At 55.1% G+C, this 16565-nt stretch carries 15 protein-coding genes; 4 read left to right on the forward strand and 11 right to left on the reverse strand.

What is annotated here, in order from left to right:
• Positions 1 to 140: 140 nt before the first annotated feature.
• From JRC49_05850 to JRC49_05865, 4 genes are all read right to left on the reverse strand, one after another.
• The gene (locus JRC49_05850; protein QTE72337.1) at positions 141 to 1202 is read right to left on the reverse strand and encodes an HlyD family efflux transporter periplasmic adaptor subunit; all 1062 of its coding nucleotides are present in this window, start codon (positions 1200 to 1202) and stop codon (positions 141 to 143) included.
• An 83-nt stretch (positions 1203 to 1285) separates the two neighbouring features.
• A complete protein-coding gene (locus JRC49_05855) occupies positions 1286 to 2473 on the reverse strand; it encodes an ABC transporter permease (protein ID QTE72808.1) in 1188 nt (395 codons plus the stop codon).
• Between the two features lie 16 nt (positions 2474 to 2489).
• Positions 2490 to 3185, reverse strand: a complete 696-nt coding sequence (locus tag JRC49_05860) for an ABC transporter ATP-binding protein (protein ID QTE72338.1) — start codon at positions 3183 to 3185, stop codon at positions 2490 to 2492.
• Between the two features lie 2 nt (positions 3186 to 3187).
• Positions 3188 to 4342, reverse strand: coding sequence for an HlyD family efflux transporter periplasmic adaptor subunit (locus JRC49_05865; GenBank protein QTE72339.1), 1155 nt, complete (start codon positions 4340 to 4342; stop codon positions 3188 to 3190).
• A 240-nt stretch (positions 4343 to 4582) separates the two neighbouring features.
• Between JRC49_05865 and JRC49_05870 the strand changes: the two genes are divergently transcribed.
• Both JRC49_05870 and JRC49_05875 read left to right on the forward strand, forming a co-directional pair.
• Positions 4583 to 4903 (forward strand): hypothetical protein, encoded by a 321-nt coding sequence (locus JRC49_05870; protein QTE72340.1) that lies wholly within the window; start codon positions 4583 to 4585, stop codon positions 4901 to 4903.
• 11 nt (positions 4904 to 4914) lie between these two features.
• Positions 4915 to 5121, forward strand: a complete 207-nt coding sequence (locus tag JRC49_05875; protein QTE72341.1) for a helix-turn-helix transcriptional regulator — start codon at positions 4915 to 4917, stop codon at positions 5119 to 5121.
• Between the two features lie 107 nt (positions 5122 to 5228).
• On the opposite strand, the gene gyrA is transcribed toward JRC49_05875, so the two are convergent.
• Positions 5229 to 7787 carry a DNA gyrase subunit A gene (gene gyrA / locus JRC49_05880; protein QTE72342.1) on the reverse strand — a complete coding sequence of 853 codons (2559 nt, stop codon included), beginning with the start codon at positions 7785 to 7787 and terminating at the stop codon, positions 5229 to 5231.
• A gap of 103 nt (positions 7788 to 7890) precedes the next feature.
• Entirely contained in the window at positions 7891 to 9834 is a 1944-nt protein-coding gene (gene gyrB / locus JRC49_05885; protein QTE72809.1) for a DNA topoisomerase (ATP-hydrolyzing) subunit B, read from the reverse strand.
• A gap of 327 nt (positions 9835 to 10161) precedes the next feature.
• On the opposite strand from gyrB, the gene JRC49_05890 reads away from it, so the two are divergent.
• Both JRC49_05890 and JRC49_05895 read left to right on the forward strand, forming a co-directional pair.
• On the forward strand, positions 10162 to 11835 hold the full coding sequence (locus tag JRC49_05890; GenBank protein QTE72343.1) for a bifunctional metallophosphatase/5'-nucleotidase: 1674 nt from the start codon (positions 10162 to 10164) through the stop codon (positions 11833 to 11835).
• Positions 11836 to 11992: 157 nt separating this feature from the next.
• Positions 11993 to 12871, forward strand: coding sequence for a DegV family protein (locus tag JRC49_05895; protein ID QTE72344.1), 879 nt, complete (start codon positions 11993 to 11995; stop codon positions 12869 to 12871).
• A gap of 203 nt (positions 12872 to 13074) precedes the next feature.
• On the opposite strand, the gene JRC49_05900 is transcribed toward JRC49_05895, so the two are convergent.
• The 5 genes from JRC49_05900 to JRC49_05920 form a co-directional block, all read right to left on the reverse strand.
• Positions 13075 to 14001 (reverse strand): SufD family Fe-S cluster assembly protein, encoded by a 927-nt coding sequence (locus tag JRC49_05900; protein QTE72345.1) that lies wholly within the window; start codon positions 13999 to 14001, stop codon positions 13075 to 13077.
• Positions 13995 to 14750, reverse strand: coding sequence for an ATP-binding cassette domain-containing protein (locus JRC49_05905; GenBank protein ID QTE72346.1), 756 nt, complete (start codon positions 14748 to 14750; stop codon positions 13995 to 13997). The genes JRC49_05900 and JRC49_05905 overlap by 7 nt, the downstream gene beginning before the upstream one ends.
• A gap of 114 nt (positions 14751 to 14864) precedes the next feature.
• On the reverse strand, positions 14865 to 15788 hold the full coding sequence (locus JRC49_05910) for a Ppx/GppA family phosphatase (GenBank protein ID QTE72347.1): 924 nt from the start codon (positions 15786 to 15788) through the stop codon (positions 14865 to 14867).
• Positions 15789 to 15799: 11 nt separating this feature from the next.
• Positions 15800 to 16138, reverse strand: coding sequence for a hypothetical protein (locus tag JRC49_05915; GenBank protein QTE72348.1), 339 nt, complete (start codon positions 16136 to 16138; stop codon positions 15800 to 15802).
• A gap of 67 nt (positions 16139 to 16205) precedes the next feature.
• Entirely contained in the window at positions 16206 to 16562 is a 357-nt protein-coding gene (locus JRC49_05920; protein QTE72349.1) for a four helix bundle protein, read from the reverse strand.
• Between the last annotated feature and the right edge of the window lie 3 nt (positions 16563 to 16565).

The following is a 16565-nucleotide window of genomic DNA, read 5'->3' on the forward strand; positions in this document are numbered from 1 at the left end:
GTAATAGTACCCGTAAGCCTGCCGCATGGTCTGCCCTTTCCGCGCGTATTGCGCAGTGATTGAATTCACGGGTATTCTATCACCAGTCCCCGTGTCTGGCAAGAAAAGCTTTTTCAGATGCAGAAGAAATACAGTCTTGCTTATTCCTGCACTGCTTCGGGTGTGGTTACCACCACAGGCATGCCGAAGTACACGTTCTCATCCGGCTTGAAGTCGATCACAGCCTTGTAGGTGGTCTCTTCCGTATCTTCTTCAGGCATTTCGGTAATATACCGGACAGTACCTTCATAGGAGATGCTCTCGTCCGATTCCAGTTCGATAATCACTTTGTCGCCGGCCTTCAGCGCCTGCCGGTCGTCCGCCGTAATGGCCGCTTCCACCCGCATGCCGCTGACCGGGGCAATCTGCACCACAATGTCTCCCTTGGTAACAGTGGTTCCGGCATCCGCGGAAGTGGAGACAATGACGCCTTCTTCCTCCGCCGTCACAGACGTGCCGGTCATTTCATAGCCTTCAAAGGTGCCGCTCAGGGTTTCCATCAGCAGATCGCCGCGTTTCACCTCGTCTCCGTCCTGCACAGCCACGCTGACCACCGCGCCGGTCCCGGTCACAGCCGTCGGATTTGCCCGGGAAACCGAGCCGCGGCCCAGCCTTTGTTTTTCCGTATAGGCGCTGTCACGGAACACGGTAATCGAGTCGCCGATGATGAAGTTGCCTTCCGTCACATGCACGGTATAGCTGGTGCCATCCACCGTGGTAATGATGCCCGTGCCATAGCGCTTCGCGTCCGTCCGGCAGAGCAGATACACTGTTTCACCCGTGTGCACAATGGTCGTCTCCGCGGAGCTGTAGGCTTTGGAAGTGCTGGCGCTGACAGAGTAAATAGTGGTGCCTTCAATATACAGATCCGCGCCATACTGCTCCGTCACGATCTCAGCATCGTCTCCGGCCTTGGCGAATACGCCCGTCACAACGCCGTCCCCGGAGGCATAGGTCTTTTCTGTCCGGTAACTGAACAGGATATCGCCTGCTGAAACATGCATTCCCTTTTCCACGCAAACTTCATCCACCGTGCCGCCGATAGGGGCATAAACCGGTATGGTCAGGCCGGCTTCCACCGTTCCGTTCAGGGTCAGGGTATCTGCACAGGCAGCGCCTGCCACAAGCATCAGTGCAAAAAGAACAGCCGCAAATCGTCTCATAATCTTCATTGTTTGACTTCCTCCATGTCTGTTATGTATTCACAAATAATTCTGAATTCTGAATTCTTAATTCTGAATTGTTTTTATACCGCGCGCAGCGCGTCAATGGGATTCAGCCGGCTGGCTTTTCTGGCCGGCGCCCAGCCGAAGATGATACCGACCGCTGCGGAGAAGCCCACGCCCAGGATAATGGCGCCGACGTTCAGCACGAAACTCGTACCCAGCATCCGGCACAACCCGAAGGATAGTGCCAGGCCGAATACAACTCCCAGCAGGCCTCCGATCATCGAAAGCAGGAAGCTTTCCAGCAAGAACTGCATCTGGATCTGGCCCGGTACGGCGCCCAGCGCCTTCTTCAGGCCGATCTCGCCCGTCCGTTCCGTCACGGTGGTCAGCATCATGTTCATGATGCCGATACCGCCCACCAGCAGTGCGATGGAGGCAATACCTGCCAGCAACGAACTCAGCATCGTGGTCATCGTGTTCATGGTTTCTTCAATGCTTTCCATGGAGGAAACCGTGAAGCAATCTTCTTCAAAGTCGAACAGCACGTCCATGGCGTCTTCAATTTCCTGCTTTGCCTCGGTTGAATCTGCTCCTTCCTTCAGGTATACGGTGAAGGAGTTGATATCGGTGGAGTTATTCACCTTCATGGCCGTGGTGTAAGGAATCATGACCGCCGGCGAACCGCTGAAGATGGAAGCGACGCCTCCGCCGCTGTCTTCTTCATACCGTCCCACAATCGTGAATGGCAGTCCTGAGACATACAGGGTTTCACCGATGGGATTCACGCCCAGGAAGAATTCATCCACAATCTCCTGGCTGATCTCGCAGACATAGCTGCTGTTGTCGTCGTCAATAAAGTTCAGGCTTCGTCCCTGGATGATCATCTCCTCATTCAGGATGAAGTAATATGCGTTCCGGCCGGAAACGGAAATACCGGTCTGCACGTCATTCCCGTAGGAGACCCGGCCGTTCAGGCTGATGCTCGGCACCACACCGTCCACATTCTCCAGGTCCGTAATCACCTGCAGGTCTTCCGGCGTCATGCCGCTCTTCAGGTCGCTGCCCGATACGCTCACCGTCAGGGTACCGACGCCCATGCTCGAGAAGGAAGAGGAAATGGTACCGGATACGCCGGATACCGTGGAAATCAGCGTAATAACCGCCATAACGCCGATCATGATACCCAGCAGGGTCAGGAAGGAACGCACCTTGTTGCTCCGGATATTATCCAGCGCCATTACAATGCTTTCCCGGATCATTACCATTCGTTTTCGGAAGGATTTAAGCATCCTGCAGACCTCCTTCCGTAATTTCACCATCTATAATGTGCACTACCCGTCGGGCGTTGGAGGCAATCTTAAGGTCGTGGGTAATCATAATGACCGTACGATTCTCCTCGTTCAGTTCCCGGAACAGCTGCATTATCTGGGCGCCGGTCTTCTGGTCCAGGGCGCCGGTGGGTTCGTCCGCCAGCAGAATGGAGGGATTGCCTACCATTGCCCGGGCGATAGCCACGCGCTGCTGCTGGCCGCCGGAAAGCTGGCTGGGCAGGTGATCCATCCGGTCTTTCAGCCCAACGCGTTCCAGCATAGCTTCTGCCCGTTCCCGACGTTCTTTCGGCCGGATACCGGCATAAATCAGGGGCAGTTCCACATTCTTACGGGCTGTCAGTCTCGGCAGCAGCTGGGAATTCTGGAAGATAAAACCGATCTCCCGGTTCCTCAGTTCAGCCAGTTCCTGTTCGTCCATATCCTCCACTTCCCTGCCCCGCAGGATATACTCGCCGGAAGTGGGGGTATCCAGGCAGCCGATAATATTCATCAATGTGGTCTTTCCGCTGCCGGAGGGGCCCAGCACGGACAGATAGTCTCCCTCTTCCACTGTCAGGGACACCTTCTTCAGTGCGTGGACGTTCTCTCCTTCCAGCGGATAGATCTTGTCAATCTCCCGCATCCGGAAGAATACTTCTTCTGCCATCGTCAGTTCCCCCGTGATCCGCCGCCCGGGAATCCGCTCCCGCCGCCGCTTCCGTCACTGCCTCCGCCGGGTAATCCACTTCCGCCGCCTGGGAAGTTGCTCATATCCGGCATGTTGCTGAAGTCAAATTCATTGGTACCGTCCTGGCTGTTCCGGTTCCGGTTGGGACGATTCACCTGCCGGTTGGTGAATATGCCGGAGAACAGGGCCGCCAGGCCGGTGGCTTCTTCTTCCTTCTCAGCGATCTTATACACGGTTTCGCCGGCTGTTACGCCGTCTTTGATTTCCACATAGTTGCCGTTGCTCACGCCGACGGTTACCGTCACTTCTTCCATCTCGCCATTCTCGTTTTCCTTATAAACATAGGCAGTGTTATTCCGTGCGGTGCTCAGCGCGTCCATCTTCAGCACGGTTACGTTTTCCGCCTCTTCCAGCGGTACGGTAACGGTTGCCTGCATACCCGGCCAGATATTGTCGGCTGTCGATGTGTCCACGTTCACCGTGCCTGTGTAATAGGCCACGTTGTTGCCGGTATAGGACACATAATCGATCTTATCAATCGCGGCGTCGAAAGTCGCGCCGGCAGAGGAAACCGCCACACGGCAGCTCTGTCCCTTGGCCACCTGGCCGATGTTGCTTTCACCAATGCGGACGGAAACCTTCATGTGGTCAAAATCCGCCACCGTCAGCAGGCTGTCGCCGGATTTCACTTCATCGCCCTTCGCCACGTCGATGGAGCTGACGGTTCCGTCAAATTCCGCCTCAATCGTTTCCCCGCCGTACAGGCGCATCAGCTTGTCTCCCTCGCTGACTTTGTCTCCCTCAGCCACATAGATCTCACGGACCTTGGTGTCTTCGGAAGACGTATAGTTCGCGCTGTTGATCAGCTGCATGCTGCCGGTAAAGGACAGCGAATTGGAGATACTGCCGGTGGTGGCAGTATACGGATCGTAAGTGATTCTGTATTCTGACTGCAGCTTGCTGATCACAGACCAGAGTGCCACACCCAGCACCAGAAGGATAATCACCAGCCAGATCAGCCGCTTTATTATCTTCTTTTTCCGGCTTTTCTTTTTCTTTTTTCCTTCCGGCTTCTCAGCGGCAGCCTTCACTTCTTCATTTTCCGCTGCCGTACTTTTTTCGAGTATTTCTGTCATTTCTCGGTCATCCTTTCCATAAACGTGCCTTGGTTCCGTAAAGCACTATATCGGACAAACTTAAAATGAACCTTAAGAATTGATCAGATTTCACAATAACCCTCCGCCGGAGAAACCGTCGTTTGGACAGGTATAAGATCATTATGAAAAACTTTTTCCAAAAGCTTGACAAGTATACTTGGCAGTGATATGCTTACATCGTGCCAAGTATACTTGGCAAATCAAAGGAGGTCTTCACTGATGAATAAAGAAGAGATTCTTGCAAAGAGCAAACTTGAAAACCGTGGTATGGATATGGTCAACCTGGAAATATCAAAAAACAGCATGCAGGTTGGCTGGGTCGTCATCATCCTGCTGCTGTCCGCCGCGATGGTAATCACCGCCATCACAAAGGGAATCATGAGCTACGATATCTGCTTTTCTATTCTTGCTGGGTCTGCTGCTGTCTTCGGTTATAAGTACATGAAGCTGCATAAAAAGCACGAGCTGATTTTCACAATCCTCTACGGGCTGGGTGCCCTGGCTTGCCTGGCCGGCTGGATCATCCAGCTGACAAAATAAGGAGGCCGTTTATGAACGAGCAGCTGATCCTGAAAAACAAGCTCAAGGAAATCCGCACGGAAAAAGGCCTCTCCCAGGCCGGTCTGGCTGAACTGGTCGGCGTTTCCCGCAACACCATCAGTTCCATCGAAACCGGCCAGTTCTGCCCGACAGCAAAGCTGGCGTTGATCCTGTGCGTCGCCCTGGATAAGAAATTTGAAGATATCTTCTATTTCTGAAAAAAGGCAGGGAACGGTTCCCTGCCTCTCACCATAACAAATCCGATTGTTATAAGAAGAAACCTCCGGCTTTCACTGTCGAAAGCCGGAGATTTCTTTATCTCTTATTATTCCTGCGGATTCTCTTCCGGAGCGCTTTCCACGGTTCCTTCCGTTTCAGGCTTTTCAGCGGCTTCCGCGGCTTCAGCCGTTTCCGTCACTTCAGCGCCTTCAACGAGTGCTTCTTCTTCCGTGGCTTCCTCTTCCTTCTCCGCGCGGCAGACGCCGACCACGGTGCTGCCTTCAGCCAGCCTCATGATCCGGACACCCTGGGTGGAACGGCCGCACAGGCGGACGTCAGCAGCCCTTGCACGGATAATGGTGCCGTCGTCGGTAATCAGCAGGATATCCTCGTCCTCGTGGACAAACATCAGGGCAGCCAGGTCGCCGGTCTTGTCGGTCAGCTGCATGGCCTTTACGCCCATACCGCCGCGGCCCTGCTCACGGTATTCTTCCGGATCGGTCCGCTTGCCGTAACCCTTTGTGGTAATTGCCAGCACGGTCGTTTCCGGTTCAACCGCTGCGATGTCGATCACTTCATCGCCTTCCGCGATCCTCATGGAGCGCACGCCGATGGAGTTGCGGCCCACATTGCGCACGTGCCGCTCGTTGAAGCGGATGCACTTACCCTTGCGGGTGGAAACCAGCATCTCATCGTCACCGTTGCTCAGCCGGACGCCGATCAGCTCATCACCCTCCCGCAGCGCAATAGCGATCAGGCCGTTCTTGCGCAGGTTGCGGAACTCTTCCAGGGCGGTCTTCTTGATCATACCGTTCCGGGTTGCCATCACCAGGTTGTGCTCTTCCTCGGTCTCCTTCGGCATGGGCAGCATGGTGGAAACCTTCTCCCCGCTCACAATGTGCAGCAGGTTGATAATTGCCGTGCCGCGTGCCTGGCGTCCGGCTTCCGGAATCTGGTAGCACTTCAGGCTGTACACCCGGCCCATGTTCGTGAAGAACATGATCTCCTGGTGTGTGCTGACCACGAACATCTGGGTCGTGTAGTCGGTTTCCTTCACGTTCATGCCGGAGACGCCGCGTCCGCCGCGGTGCTGCGCACGGTACACAGAGGAGGAAACACGCTTCACATACCCTTCATGGGTCAGGGTAACCACCATGTTTTCTTCCTGGATCAGGTCTTCAATATCAATGTCGTCCTCAGCGATGGTCAGCTCGCTGCGGCGTTCATCACCGAACTTGTCCCGGATTTCGCTGATTTCGGTCTTGATCACGTCCATCAGCAGGTGTTCGTCACCCAGGATCGCGGTCAGCCGTTCGATGGTTCTTTCCAGTTCCTCGTATTCCTCCTGCAGGCGTTCCCGTTCCAGGCCGGTCAGGCGGGCCAGGCGCATGTCCAGAATGGCCTGGGCCTGCTTTTCGCTGAACTCGAAGCGCATCATCAGGGCGTCCCTGGCGGTGTTGGTATCCTTGCTGGCCCGGATAATTGCGACGATCTCGTCGATATGATCCAGAGCCTTCAGCAGGCCTTCCAAGATGTGCGCGCGGTTCTGCGCCTTGTTCAGTTCAAATCTGGTCCGGCGGGTTACTACGTCCTTCTGGTGCTCCAGGTAGTAGTAGATCATCTCCCGCAGGTTCAGCACCTGGGGCTTGCCATCCACCAGCGCCAGCATGTTCGCACCGAAGTTTTCCTGCATGGGGGTATGCTTGTACAGCATGTTCAGCACCACCTGGGGCTGAACGTCCCGCTTCAGTTCAATCACGATGCGCATACCCTGGCGGTCGTTGGACTCATCCCGGATGTCGCTGATGCCTTCGATCTTCTTCTCGTGCACCAGGTCCGCAATCTTCTTGACCAGGACGGACTTGTTCACCTGGTAGGGAATCTCAGTCACGATGATGCGGCTGCGGTTGCCTCCCATTTCCTCCACGTTGGTCTTGGCCCGGACGGTAATCCGGCCGTGGCCGGTATGATAGGCTGCCCGGATGCCGCTGCGACCCATGATCAGGCCGCCCGTTGGGAAATCAGGTCCCTTGATGTGCTGCATCAGGTCGTCAATCGTGCATTCCGGATTGTCGATCATGCAGATAACGCCGTTGATCACCTCGGTGAGGTTGTGCGGCGGGATGTTTGTCGCCATACCGACGGCAATACCGCTGGAACCGTTCACCAGCAGGTTCGGGAACCGGGCCGGCAGAACAGAGGGCTGCTGCAGGGTTTCGTCAAAGTTGGGATAGAAGTCCACGGTGTCCTTATCGATACCGTCCAGCAGGTGCATGGTCAGCTTCTGCAGGCGGGCTTCCGTATAACGCATAGCCGCGGCGCCGTCACCGTCGACGGAACCGAAGTTACCCTGGCCTTCAATCAGCGGATAGCGGATGTTGAAGGGCTGGGCCAGGCGGACCATGGCGTCGTACACGGAGGAGTCTCCGTGGGGGTGGAATTTACCCAGAACGTCGCCAACCACGCGGGCGCTCTTACGGGTCGGCTTGTCCGGCGTCATGCCCAGTTCTTCGGACATGTCGTACAGGATCCGGCGATGGACCGGCTTCAGACCGTCCCGGACATCCGGGAGCGCCCGGTCCACAATCACCGCCATGGCGTAGGCGATGAAGCTCTTTTTCATTTCCTGTTCCAGATTGACGGGAATCAGCTTGTCTTGAATCATTTCACAATCCTCATATATTCATAAATCAAGTGCATTCCATGATGGTTTTTTTCGCTGTTGAAGTATTAATTTTGAATTCTGAATTCTTAATTCTGAATTTGGATTAAACGTCCAGATCCTTAACCAGGTCGCTGTTTTCCTGTATGAAAAGCTTTCTGGGCTCCACATCATCACCCATCAGCAGTGTGAACAGCCGGTCGGCTTCCATGGCGTCTTCCGGTGTAATCTGCATCATCATGCGGGTTTCCGGATTCATCGTGGTATCCCACAGCTGCTGGGCGCTCATTTCACCCAGACCTTTGTACCGCTGGATATCCGGCTTCGGATCCCGGCCGATTTCATCCAGCACGCGGTTCAGTTCATCGTCGTCATACACATAGCGGGAGGTCTTGCCCTTGGTCACCTTGTACAGCGGCGGCATGGCGGCATAAACATATCCCTTTTCAACCAGCGGCCGCATAAAGCGGTAGAAGAACGTCAGCAGCAGGATCCGGATATGGGCTCCGTCCACGTCAGCATCCGTCATACATACGATCCGGTGATACCGCAGTTTGCTCTCGTCAAACTGATCACCGAAGCCGCAGCCGAAGGCCGTGATCATCGCGCGGATTTCCGCGTTCTCCAGGGCCCGGTCCAGCCGGACCTTTTCCACGTTCAGGATCTTGCCGCGCAGGGGCAGGATTGCCTGCGTCTTGCTGTCGCGGCCGCCCTTGGCGCTGCCGCCTGCGGAGTCACCCTCCACCATGAAGATCTCGCACTTGGCGGGATCCCGTTCAGAGCAGTCTGCCAGTTTGCCGGGCAGGGAGGCACTTTCCAGCACGGTCTTGCGCCGGGTGGCCTCTCTGGCTTTCCGGGCCGCTTCACGGGCACGCTGGGCGTCCACGCAGCGGGTAACGATGGCTTTTGCCACCGTGGGATTCTCTTCCAGGTAGGTGGTCAGTTCCTCGCTCACCAGGCTGTCCACCACGCCGCGGACCTGGCCGGAACCAAGCTTGGACTTGGTCTGGCTTTCGAACTGGGGATCCTCCATCTTGATGGAGACGATTGCCGTCAGGCTCTCACGTACGTCCTCGCCCTTCAGGTTCGGCTCATTGTCCTTCAGGATCTTGTACCGCCGGCCGTAGTCGTTAATGGCGCGGGTCACTGCGGTGTTGAAGCCCTGCAGGTGGGTACCGCCGTCCGGGGTGGCAATGTTGTTGGCAAAGGTATAAACGTTCTCCGCGTAGGAGTCATTATACTGCATGGCCATTTCCACCAGGATGCCGTCCTTGATGCCCTCGGTGTAGATGGGTTCAGGGAAGAGCACCTGCTTGTGCTGGTTCAGGAACTTGACAAATTCCCGCAGACCGCCCTCGAAGCAGAAGTCATTCTCCTTGGGCTGCTCGGGCCGTTCATCCCGGAAGATGATGCGGACGCCCTTGTTCAGGAACGCCATTTCCCGCAGACGGTTCCGCAGGGTATCGTATTCGAAATCCCCGGTCTCGAAGATACCTTCCGGGTTCTCTTCGGTGCGGACGTCCGGCCAGAACTGGATGGTGGTGCCGGTGCGGTCTGTTGTGCCGATCACTTTCAGGTCATACAGGTATTTGCCCCGGGCATATTCCTGCTGGTAAATCTGGCCGTTCTGGTAGACCGTAACGGTAAAGTGTTTGCTCAGCGCGTTAACCACGCTGGCGCCCACGCCGTGCAGGCCGCCGGATACCTTGTATCCTCCGCCGCCGAACTTGCCGCCGGCATGCAGCACGGTCAGGCAGACTTCAACTGCGGGACGTCCCATCTTCGGATGCAGGCCCACGGGGAAGCCGCGGCCGTCGTCCATAACGGTCACGGAGCCGTCAGCATTCAGTGTTACGTTAATCTGTTTGCAGTAGCCGGCCAGCGCTTCGTCCACGGAGTTGTCCACAATTTCATAAACCAGGTGATGCAGACCCCGGGCGTCCGTTGAACCGATATACATACCAGGCCGCTTACGGACAGCTTCCAGGCCTTCCAGGACCTGGATCTGTTCCTCTCCGTAATCGGCGGTCACAGCGGTTACCTGTTCCATTTCAAGATCTTTTTCTTCTGCCATGGTGCACCTCATTTTTCTCTCTTTCGCGTGCTTTGGAATATCAGTCATTTTCGGGGGCTTTTCCGGCTGTGCGCAAAGTCCCTCAACGTATTGAAAAATCAAGCATTCCAAATCAATTTATTATACCACTTTTCGCCCCAAAAAGGAAGCTTTTTTCGAAACTTTTCTTTCCTATATATATAGACGGTCCCGTACAAATTTGACAGATTTGTCCCCTTTCGGATTGAATTTCCCTCCCCGCTCTGCTATACTTGCCTCAGGGAAAATTTACATATATATCCATTACCCGAAGGAGGAAATGCTATGAAAAAACTGCTTGCTCTTCTGTTGACTTTTTGCCTGCTCCTGGGCTGCTGCGCCGCTTTTGCGGAAGAAGCTGCTGCCCCGGCGCTGGAAAAGAACCTGGTTATCCTGTTCACCAGTGACGTGCACTGCGGCATTGATCAGGGCTGGGGTTATGCCGGCCTTTACGCGGTGAAGGAAAGCCTGTCCGCTGACAACTATGTCATGCTGGTGGATGACGGCGACGCCATCCAGGGTGAACCCATCGGTACCATGACCACCGGTGAGGGCATCATCGATATCATGAATGCTGTCGGCTACGATCTCGCCGTTCCCGGCAACCATGAGTTCGATTACGGCATGGACCGCTTCCTGGAGCTGACAAAAAAGGCTAATTTCCCCTACCTCAGCTGCAACTTCAACAAGGAAGGCGAACTGGTCTTCCAGCCCTACGTCATCAAGGAATTCGACGGTGTGAAAATCGCATTCGTGGGCGTATGTACTCCCATGACCCTGCGTTCCTCCACGCCCCGTTACTTTATGAATGACCAGGGTGAATTCATTTACGGTTTCCTGCAGGACGACACCGGCGAAGCCCTTTACGCCGCCGTGCAGAAGTCTGTCGATGATGCCCGCGCTGAAGGTGCAAACTATGTTGTCGTTCTGGCTCACCTGGGCAATGAAGCTGAGTGCTCTCCCTGGATGTACAGCGACGTCATTGCCAACACCACGGGTATTGATGCCTGGCTCGACGGCCACAGCCATGACACAGAGCAGACCGTTGAAAAGAACAAGGACGGCGCTGACGTGGTCCGCTCCGCCTGCGGCACCAAGCTGGCCAACATCGGTGCGCTGACCATTGCCAAGGACGGCACCATCTCCTCCCAGCTCTTCGGTTGGGATTCCTCCATTGCCGCTCCGAAACTGCTGGCCCTGAATAACGCCGGCAGCGAAGCTGTTGCCGCTGCTTCCGATGTGCTGAACGCGAAGCTGCAGGAAGTGGTCGCCAAGACCGCTGTGGATCTGTACATCAACGATCCCGAAGCTACCACCGATGAAGGCAAGCCCGTCCGTATCATCCGCCGGGCCGAAACCAACCTGGGTGACCTGTGTGCCGATGCTTACCGCGACCAGGGCGGCAACACGGATATCGCTTTCGTTAACGGCGGCGGCATCCGCGTACAGCTGAATGCCGGTGATCTGACCCTGAACAACATCCTGAGCGTGCATCCCTTCGGCAACAGCCTGACCGTTATCGAAGTGACCGGCCAGCAGGTGCTGGACGCCCTGGAATGGTCCGTGCATTCCCTGCCCGGCGAGTTCGGCGGCTTTGATCAGGTTTCCGGTATCACCTTCGAGTATGATTCCGAAATCGAATCTCCTGTCATTCAGGATGAAAGCAAGATGTTCGCCGGCATCGACGACACCAAGGAACGCCGCGTCCGCAACGTCCTGGTCGGTGGAGAACCGCTGGATCCCGAAAAGACCTACACCCTGGCCTCCCATGACTATCAGCTGCTGAACAACGGCGACGGCTACACCATGTTCAATGGCTGCAAGGTCCTGCAGGAGTCCGTCAAGCTGGACAACCAGGTCCTGATCGACTATATCACCCAGACTCTGGGCGGTGTGGTTGGCGAAGGTTATGACCAGCCCTACGGCCAGGGTCGTATCGTATCCGTTCACGCGGAATAATTCTTTCCCCTGAAACCTTTTACAGCCGGGCATTTGCCCGGCTGTTTTCCTTATGTTGTACGGCCGCGCCGGTCTTGCTTTTTCCTCCTCTCTGCTATAAAATGGCAATGTTGATAATTTATTCTTTTATACTATATGTCCCGAAGGAGGAACCGCTATGGAACAGAACTACGTTTTTATGACCGACAGCGACAGTGACCTGCCGTTTCACCTGAAACAGCAGTATGATATTCCCGTCGTTTACATGCCCTACGCCCTGGATGGAAGGGAATTCTTCGATGACCTCGGTCAGATGCTCGATCACAAGAGCTATTTCACCGCTATGCGCAACGGTGCTGTTCCTGTCACCTCCGCGCTGAATGAAGCGTCCTACATGGATTATTTCGAGCCGATCCTCAAAGAAGGCAAGGATCTGCTCTTTGTCGCCTTCTCCAGCAAGCTCAGCTGCACCCTGCAGGCCGTTTACAGTGCCCGTGAAAAGCTGCTGGAAGAGTATCCGGAGCGGAAGTTCATTGTGGTGGATACCCTGCGGATTTCCGGTCCCATGACCCTGCTGGTCCTGAAAGCCCATGAGCTGTACCGCGCCGGCAAATCCATTGAGGAAGTCGCCGGCTGGCTGGAGGAGAACAAGCTCCGCGCCCAGGCTTACTTCATCGTTGATGACCTGAAGTACCTCAAGCGCGGCGGACGTATCTCCGCCACTGCTGCCACCGTCGGCACCATGCTGGATCTCAAGCCCATCATTTCCGAAGCGGTGGATGGCACCCTCGCCGCCAGCGATAAGATCCGCGGCCACAAGAAAGCCATCGCCTTCATCGTGGACAAGATGCTGGAGTATGCTCCCGATCCGGAAGAAAGCCCCATCATCGTCCTGAACGCCGATTGCATCGAAGACGCCCAGCGCACCAAAGCCCTGGTAGAGCAGAAGCTCCCCGGCGCCAATGTGATGATCGAGAATGTCGGCCCGGTTATCGGCGCCCATGCCGGCCCCGGCACCATCGCCCTGTGCTTCATCGGCACCAAAACACAGGCCTGATCAATTTAACAAACCAAAGCCAGCGGAGCATTCGCTCCGCTGGCTTTTTCATACTCACAATTCAAACGGAAAACTATCTGTCACATTCGGCGAAGCCGAATATTTCACATCCCGCGCAGCGGGATATTTCACATTGAGCCTTCAGGCTCAATATTACACGTTTTCCGAAGGAAAACATTTCATTTACCTCTCCAGGATTCTCCTTACTGTAAGAATCCATTGATGATTTGTTCTTCTGCCTCCGCCGCTGTCAGTCCCAGGCTCATCAGCTTGATCAGCTGTTCACCGGCAATCTTGCCGATGGCTGCCTCATGCACCAGCTCCGCGTCCACATTGTTTGCTTCCAGTGCAGGCACTGCCAGGATCCGTCCTTCATCCATGATGATGGAGTCGCATTCCGTATGTCCATGGCAGGCGGCGTTTCCGGCAATCTTCGCGTCAAACTTCTGGAAGGAGTGATCCCGGGCCACCGAGCGGGAAACCACGTCCGCACTGGAGCCTTCGCCGTTCAGGTTCACCACATAGTTGCTGATCGCCCGCTGGTTCCCATGGGTCATCAGGCGTTCCCGAACCACCAGCTTCGCGCCGGCTGCCAGTTCTGCCGTGGTGGTGCGTTCCGTGTCATCCACGCCCTTGATCTGCACCATTTCCATTTCGGCATAGCTGCCTTCTTCCATATATACTTCCGTGCCGGGGTTCAGGATGCGTTTGCCGCTTCCCGTACCGGATCCATAGTGCTTTTCAACATACCTGATCCTGGCGTTCTTCCCTACGTAGAAGCGGTGAATACCATCATGCTGGGAATCCTGGTTGCCGCAGTTGTCAATGCCGCAGCCGGCAATGATCACAACGTCCGCACCTTCGCCGATGAAGAAATCGTTATACACAACTTCCTTCAGTCCGCTCTGGGTCATCACGACGGGAATATGGACGCTTTCGTTTTTTGTTCCGGGCTTGATCCGGATCTCCAGGCCGCTGACTTCTTCCTTGGGTACAATTTCAATATTGGCCGTGGACTGCCTTCCCGCAGAGGCGCTGTTGGAACGGATGTTGTAGGCGCCTTCCGGTACTCCGTGCAGGTCTGCCACTTCGCGCAGCAGCCGCTTCTGAATCTCATCCAGCTTCAGCATTCCGTTCCCTCCTTTGCAGGCATTTTAAACGGGCCCTCGCACACGGCCGCCTTTTCGTTAATCATCAGGTTCGGATAAACCTCGCTCCGGGTTCCCTGCTTCTCCACCCGTCCGTCCTTCAGCACGATGATTTCATCCGCGATCTCCAGAATCCGTTCCTGGTGGGAAATAATCAGGATGGAGCTGTCATGGATATCTTCCCGCATCTGCTGGAACACTTCGGTCAGGTTCCGGAAGCTCCACAGGTCGATACCGGCTTCCGGCTCGTCAAACACGGACAGCACTGCCTTCCGTGCAAGCACGGTGGCAATCTCGATCCGCTTCAGTTCGCCGCCGGAGAGGCTGGCGTTCACTTCCCGGTCCACATAATCCCGGGCGCACATACCCACAGCGGACAGGTATTCGCAGGCGTCAGAGATCGAGAGCGTTTTTCCGGCCGCGATACGGATCAGGTCCAGCACCCGGATCCCCTTGAACCGCACCGGCTGCTGGAACGCGTAAGCAATGCCCTTCTGTGCCCGTTCCGTCACACCCAGTTCTGTAATGTCTTCACCGTTGAAAAAAATACGGCCGCCGGTGGGCTTTTCAATACCGGCAATCAGTTTTGCCAGCGTGGATTTTCCGCCCCCGTTCGGTCCTGTTACCACAACCAGTTTCCGATCCGGAATTGTCAGGCTGATATTCCGGATAATCTCTTTATCCTTTCCTTCCGCATCTACCTGGAAGGAGATGTTCTTCAGTTCGAGCATATTTCTCTCCCAAATCAGTATAATAATCTATATCAATCAAAATGCATTGTCCGTAACACATTTTGAGAATTGCCTTCTCCATCACAGAGCTTTGTCACACTAAATCATTATGCATTATGCATTTCCCAAACAATTACAGCAGTAATTCTTTGTGATATACCCGTCCAGGTTTCCCCATTCGCTGACCGTGATCCGGTCCATACCAAGCCGGCCCATGACCCCCAGCAGAATGCAGATTCCGTGAACCACAATGTCCGCACGGCTGGGCTGAAGTCCCGGCAGCTGTTTCCGTTCTTCCACATTCATCCCGGCGAGTTTTTCGCCGATTTCCCGGATCTTTTCGCAGGTGATCACTGTCCCCTGTACGTTTGTCCGGTTTGTCCAGGGCTGACCGAGCGCCATTGCTGCCAGTGTGGTAAACGTCCCGCCGGTACCGACCCAGGTTTCCGGCAGTGCCAGTCCGGGATACTCCCGGAGCTTCTCATCCAGGATCTCCGCCGCGGCCACCTCTACCGGTTTCATATCCTCTTTCCGGTCCAGGCGAAGCCGCCGGAAAAGCCTCACCGCACCCATCCGGCAGGAAAACGCACTCTCAATTCCCGCCGGTGTGCCAATCGCAATCTCCGTGCTTCCTCCGCCGATGTCAATCATCCCGCAGCGTTCTGCTTTTACCGCTGCCGAGGCGCCCAGAAAACTCAGTTCCGCTTCTTCCTCCCCGCTGATAATCCTGAGCGGAATGCCGGTTTCCCGCTCCACTGTCGCCATGAACTCGGCGCCGTTTGCCGCGTCCCGGGCGGCGCTGGTCGCAAAGATTGCCAGCTTTTCTGCTCCCAGCTGTGCCGCATCGGATGCCATTCGCCGGACCGCAGCCACGGTTTTCTCCATGCTTTCACGGTTCAGGTTGCCTGCCTCGTCCAGACCGGCAAACAAGCGCGTCCCCTCGCGATCCCGCCGGAGGCGTTTAAATCCCGTCCCGGCAACATCCACCAGAAGACTCCTTACCGAATTGGATCCGATCCCGATCACGGCAGCTCTCATGGTTATCCTCCTTAGTTGTTCATTTCATCCATCAGAATCTGCAGTTCTTCATCCGTGTAGGCGTAAAGCGCCTCCGGATTGGTAAACTCAAAACGGATTGCGTCCTGCCGGACGTAAGCGTAGTCTTTGACCGCGCTGGACATAATATATGCTTCTGTTCCGACCACATCCAGCCGGTTGCTCAGGTCTTTATTCTCTTCCTCAAGGCGGGTTTTCTGAATTCTCAGCAACTTCTCCTCTTCAGCCTTGTTGTTCACGGCGCCGCGCAGTACGGCATGAAGGACCAGGAAAAGCAGCACCATAACTCCCAGGATGGCCAGAAAACCCTTCAGGTTCATCGAGCGATACATTCCTGTCTTCCCTCCTTTACCGTTATCTTATACATTTCGCTTTTTCTTCCGTTTTTTCCTTCTCTAATCAGGCCTCAGCCTCTCTGGCCTGAAGTGTTTTGGTGGAAGAAGAAAGCAGTTTTCTTAATTCTTCTGCATCCTGATAAATACTGTCATATTGTTCCTGCGTAAGGTAGTCAGTTTTGAAAAGCAATTCAAGCCAGTACAAGGTTTCTGATACTTCCTTGAGGGCAATATACTGTTTCGCGATAAAATCGTTCCTGCTTATAGCATACTTGGCTTCTGAAAGATTCGCTCCAACCGATGTACCCGAACGCAGAAGCTGCTTGGATAAAACATATTCATTTTTCTCATCCTTCAGGTACTGATACAGTCGGACGATCCTTATCGCAAAACTCTTACTCTTCTCTTCGGTAACGCTCATACC

The organism is Clostridiales bacterium FE2011, from assembly GCA_017569305.1.
In the GTDB taxonomy this organism is placed as follows: domain Bacteria; phylum Bacillota; class Clostridia; order Christensenellales; family Aristaeellaceae; genus Aristaeella.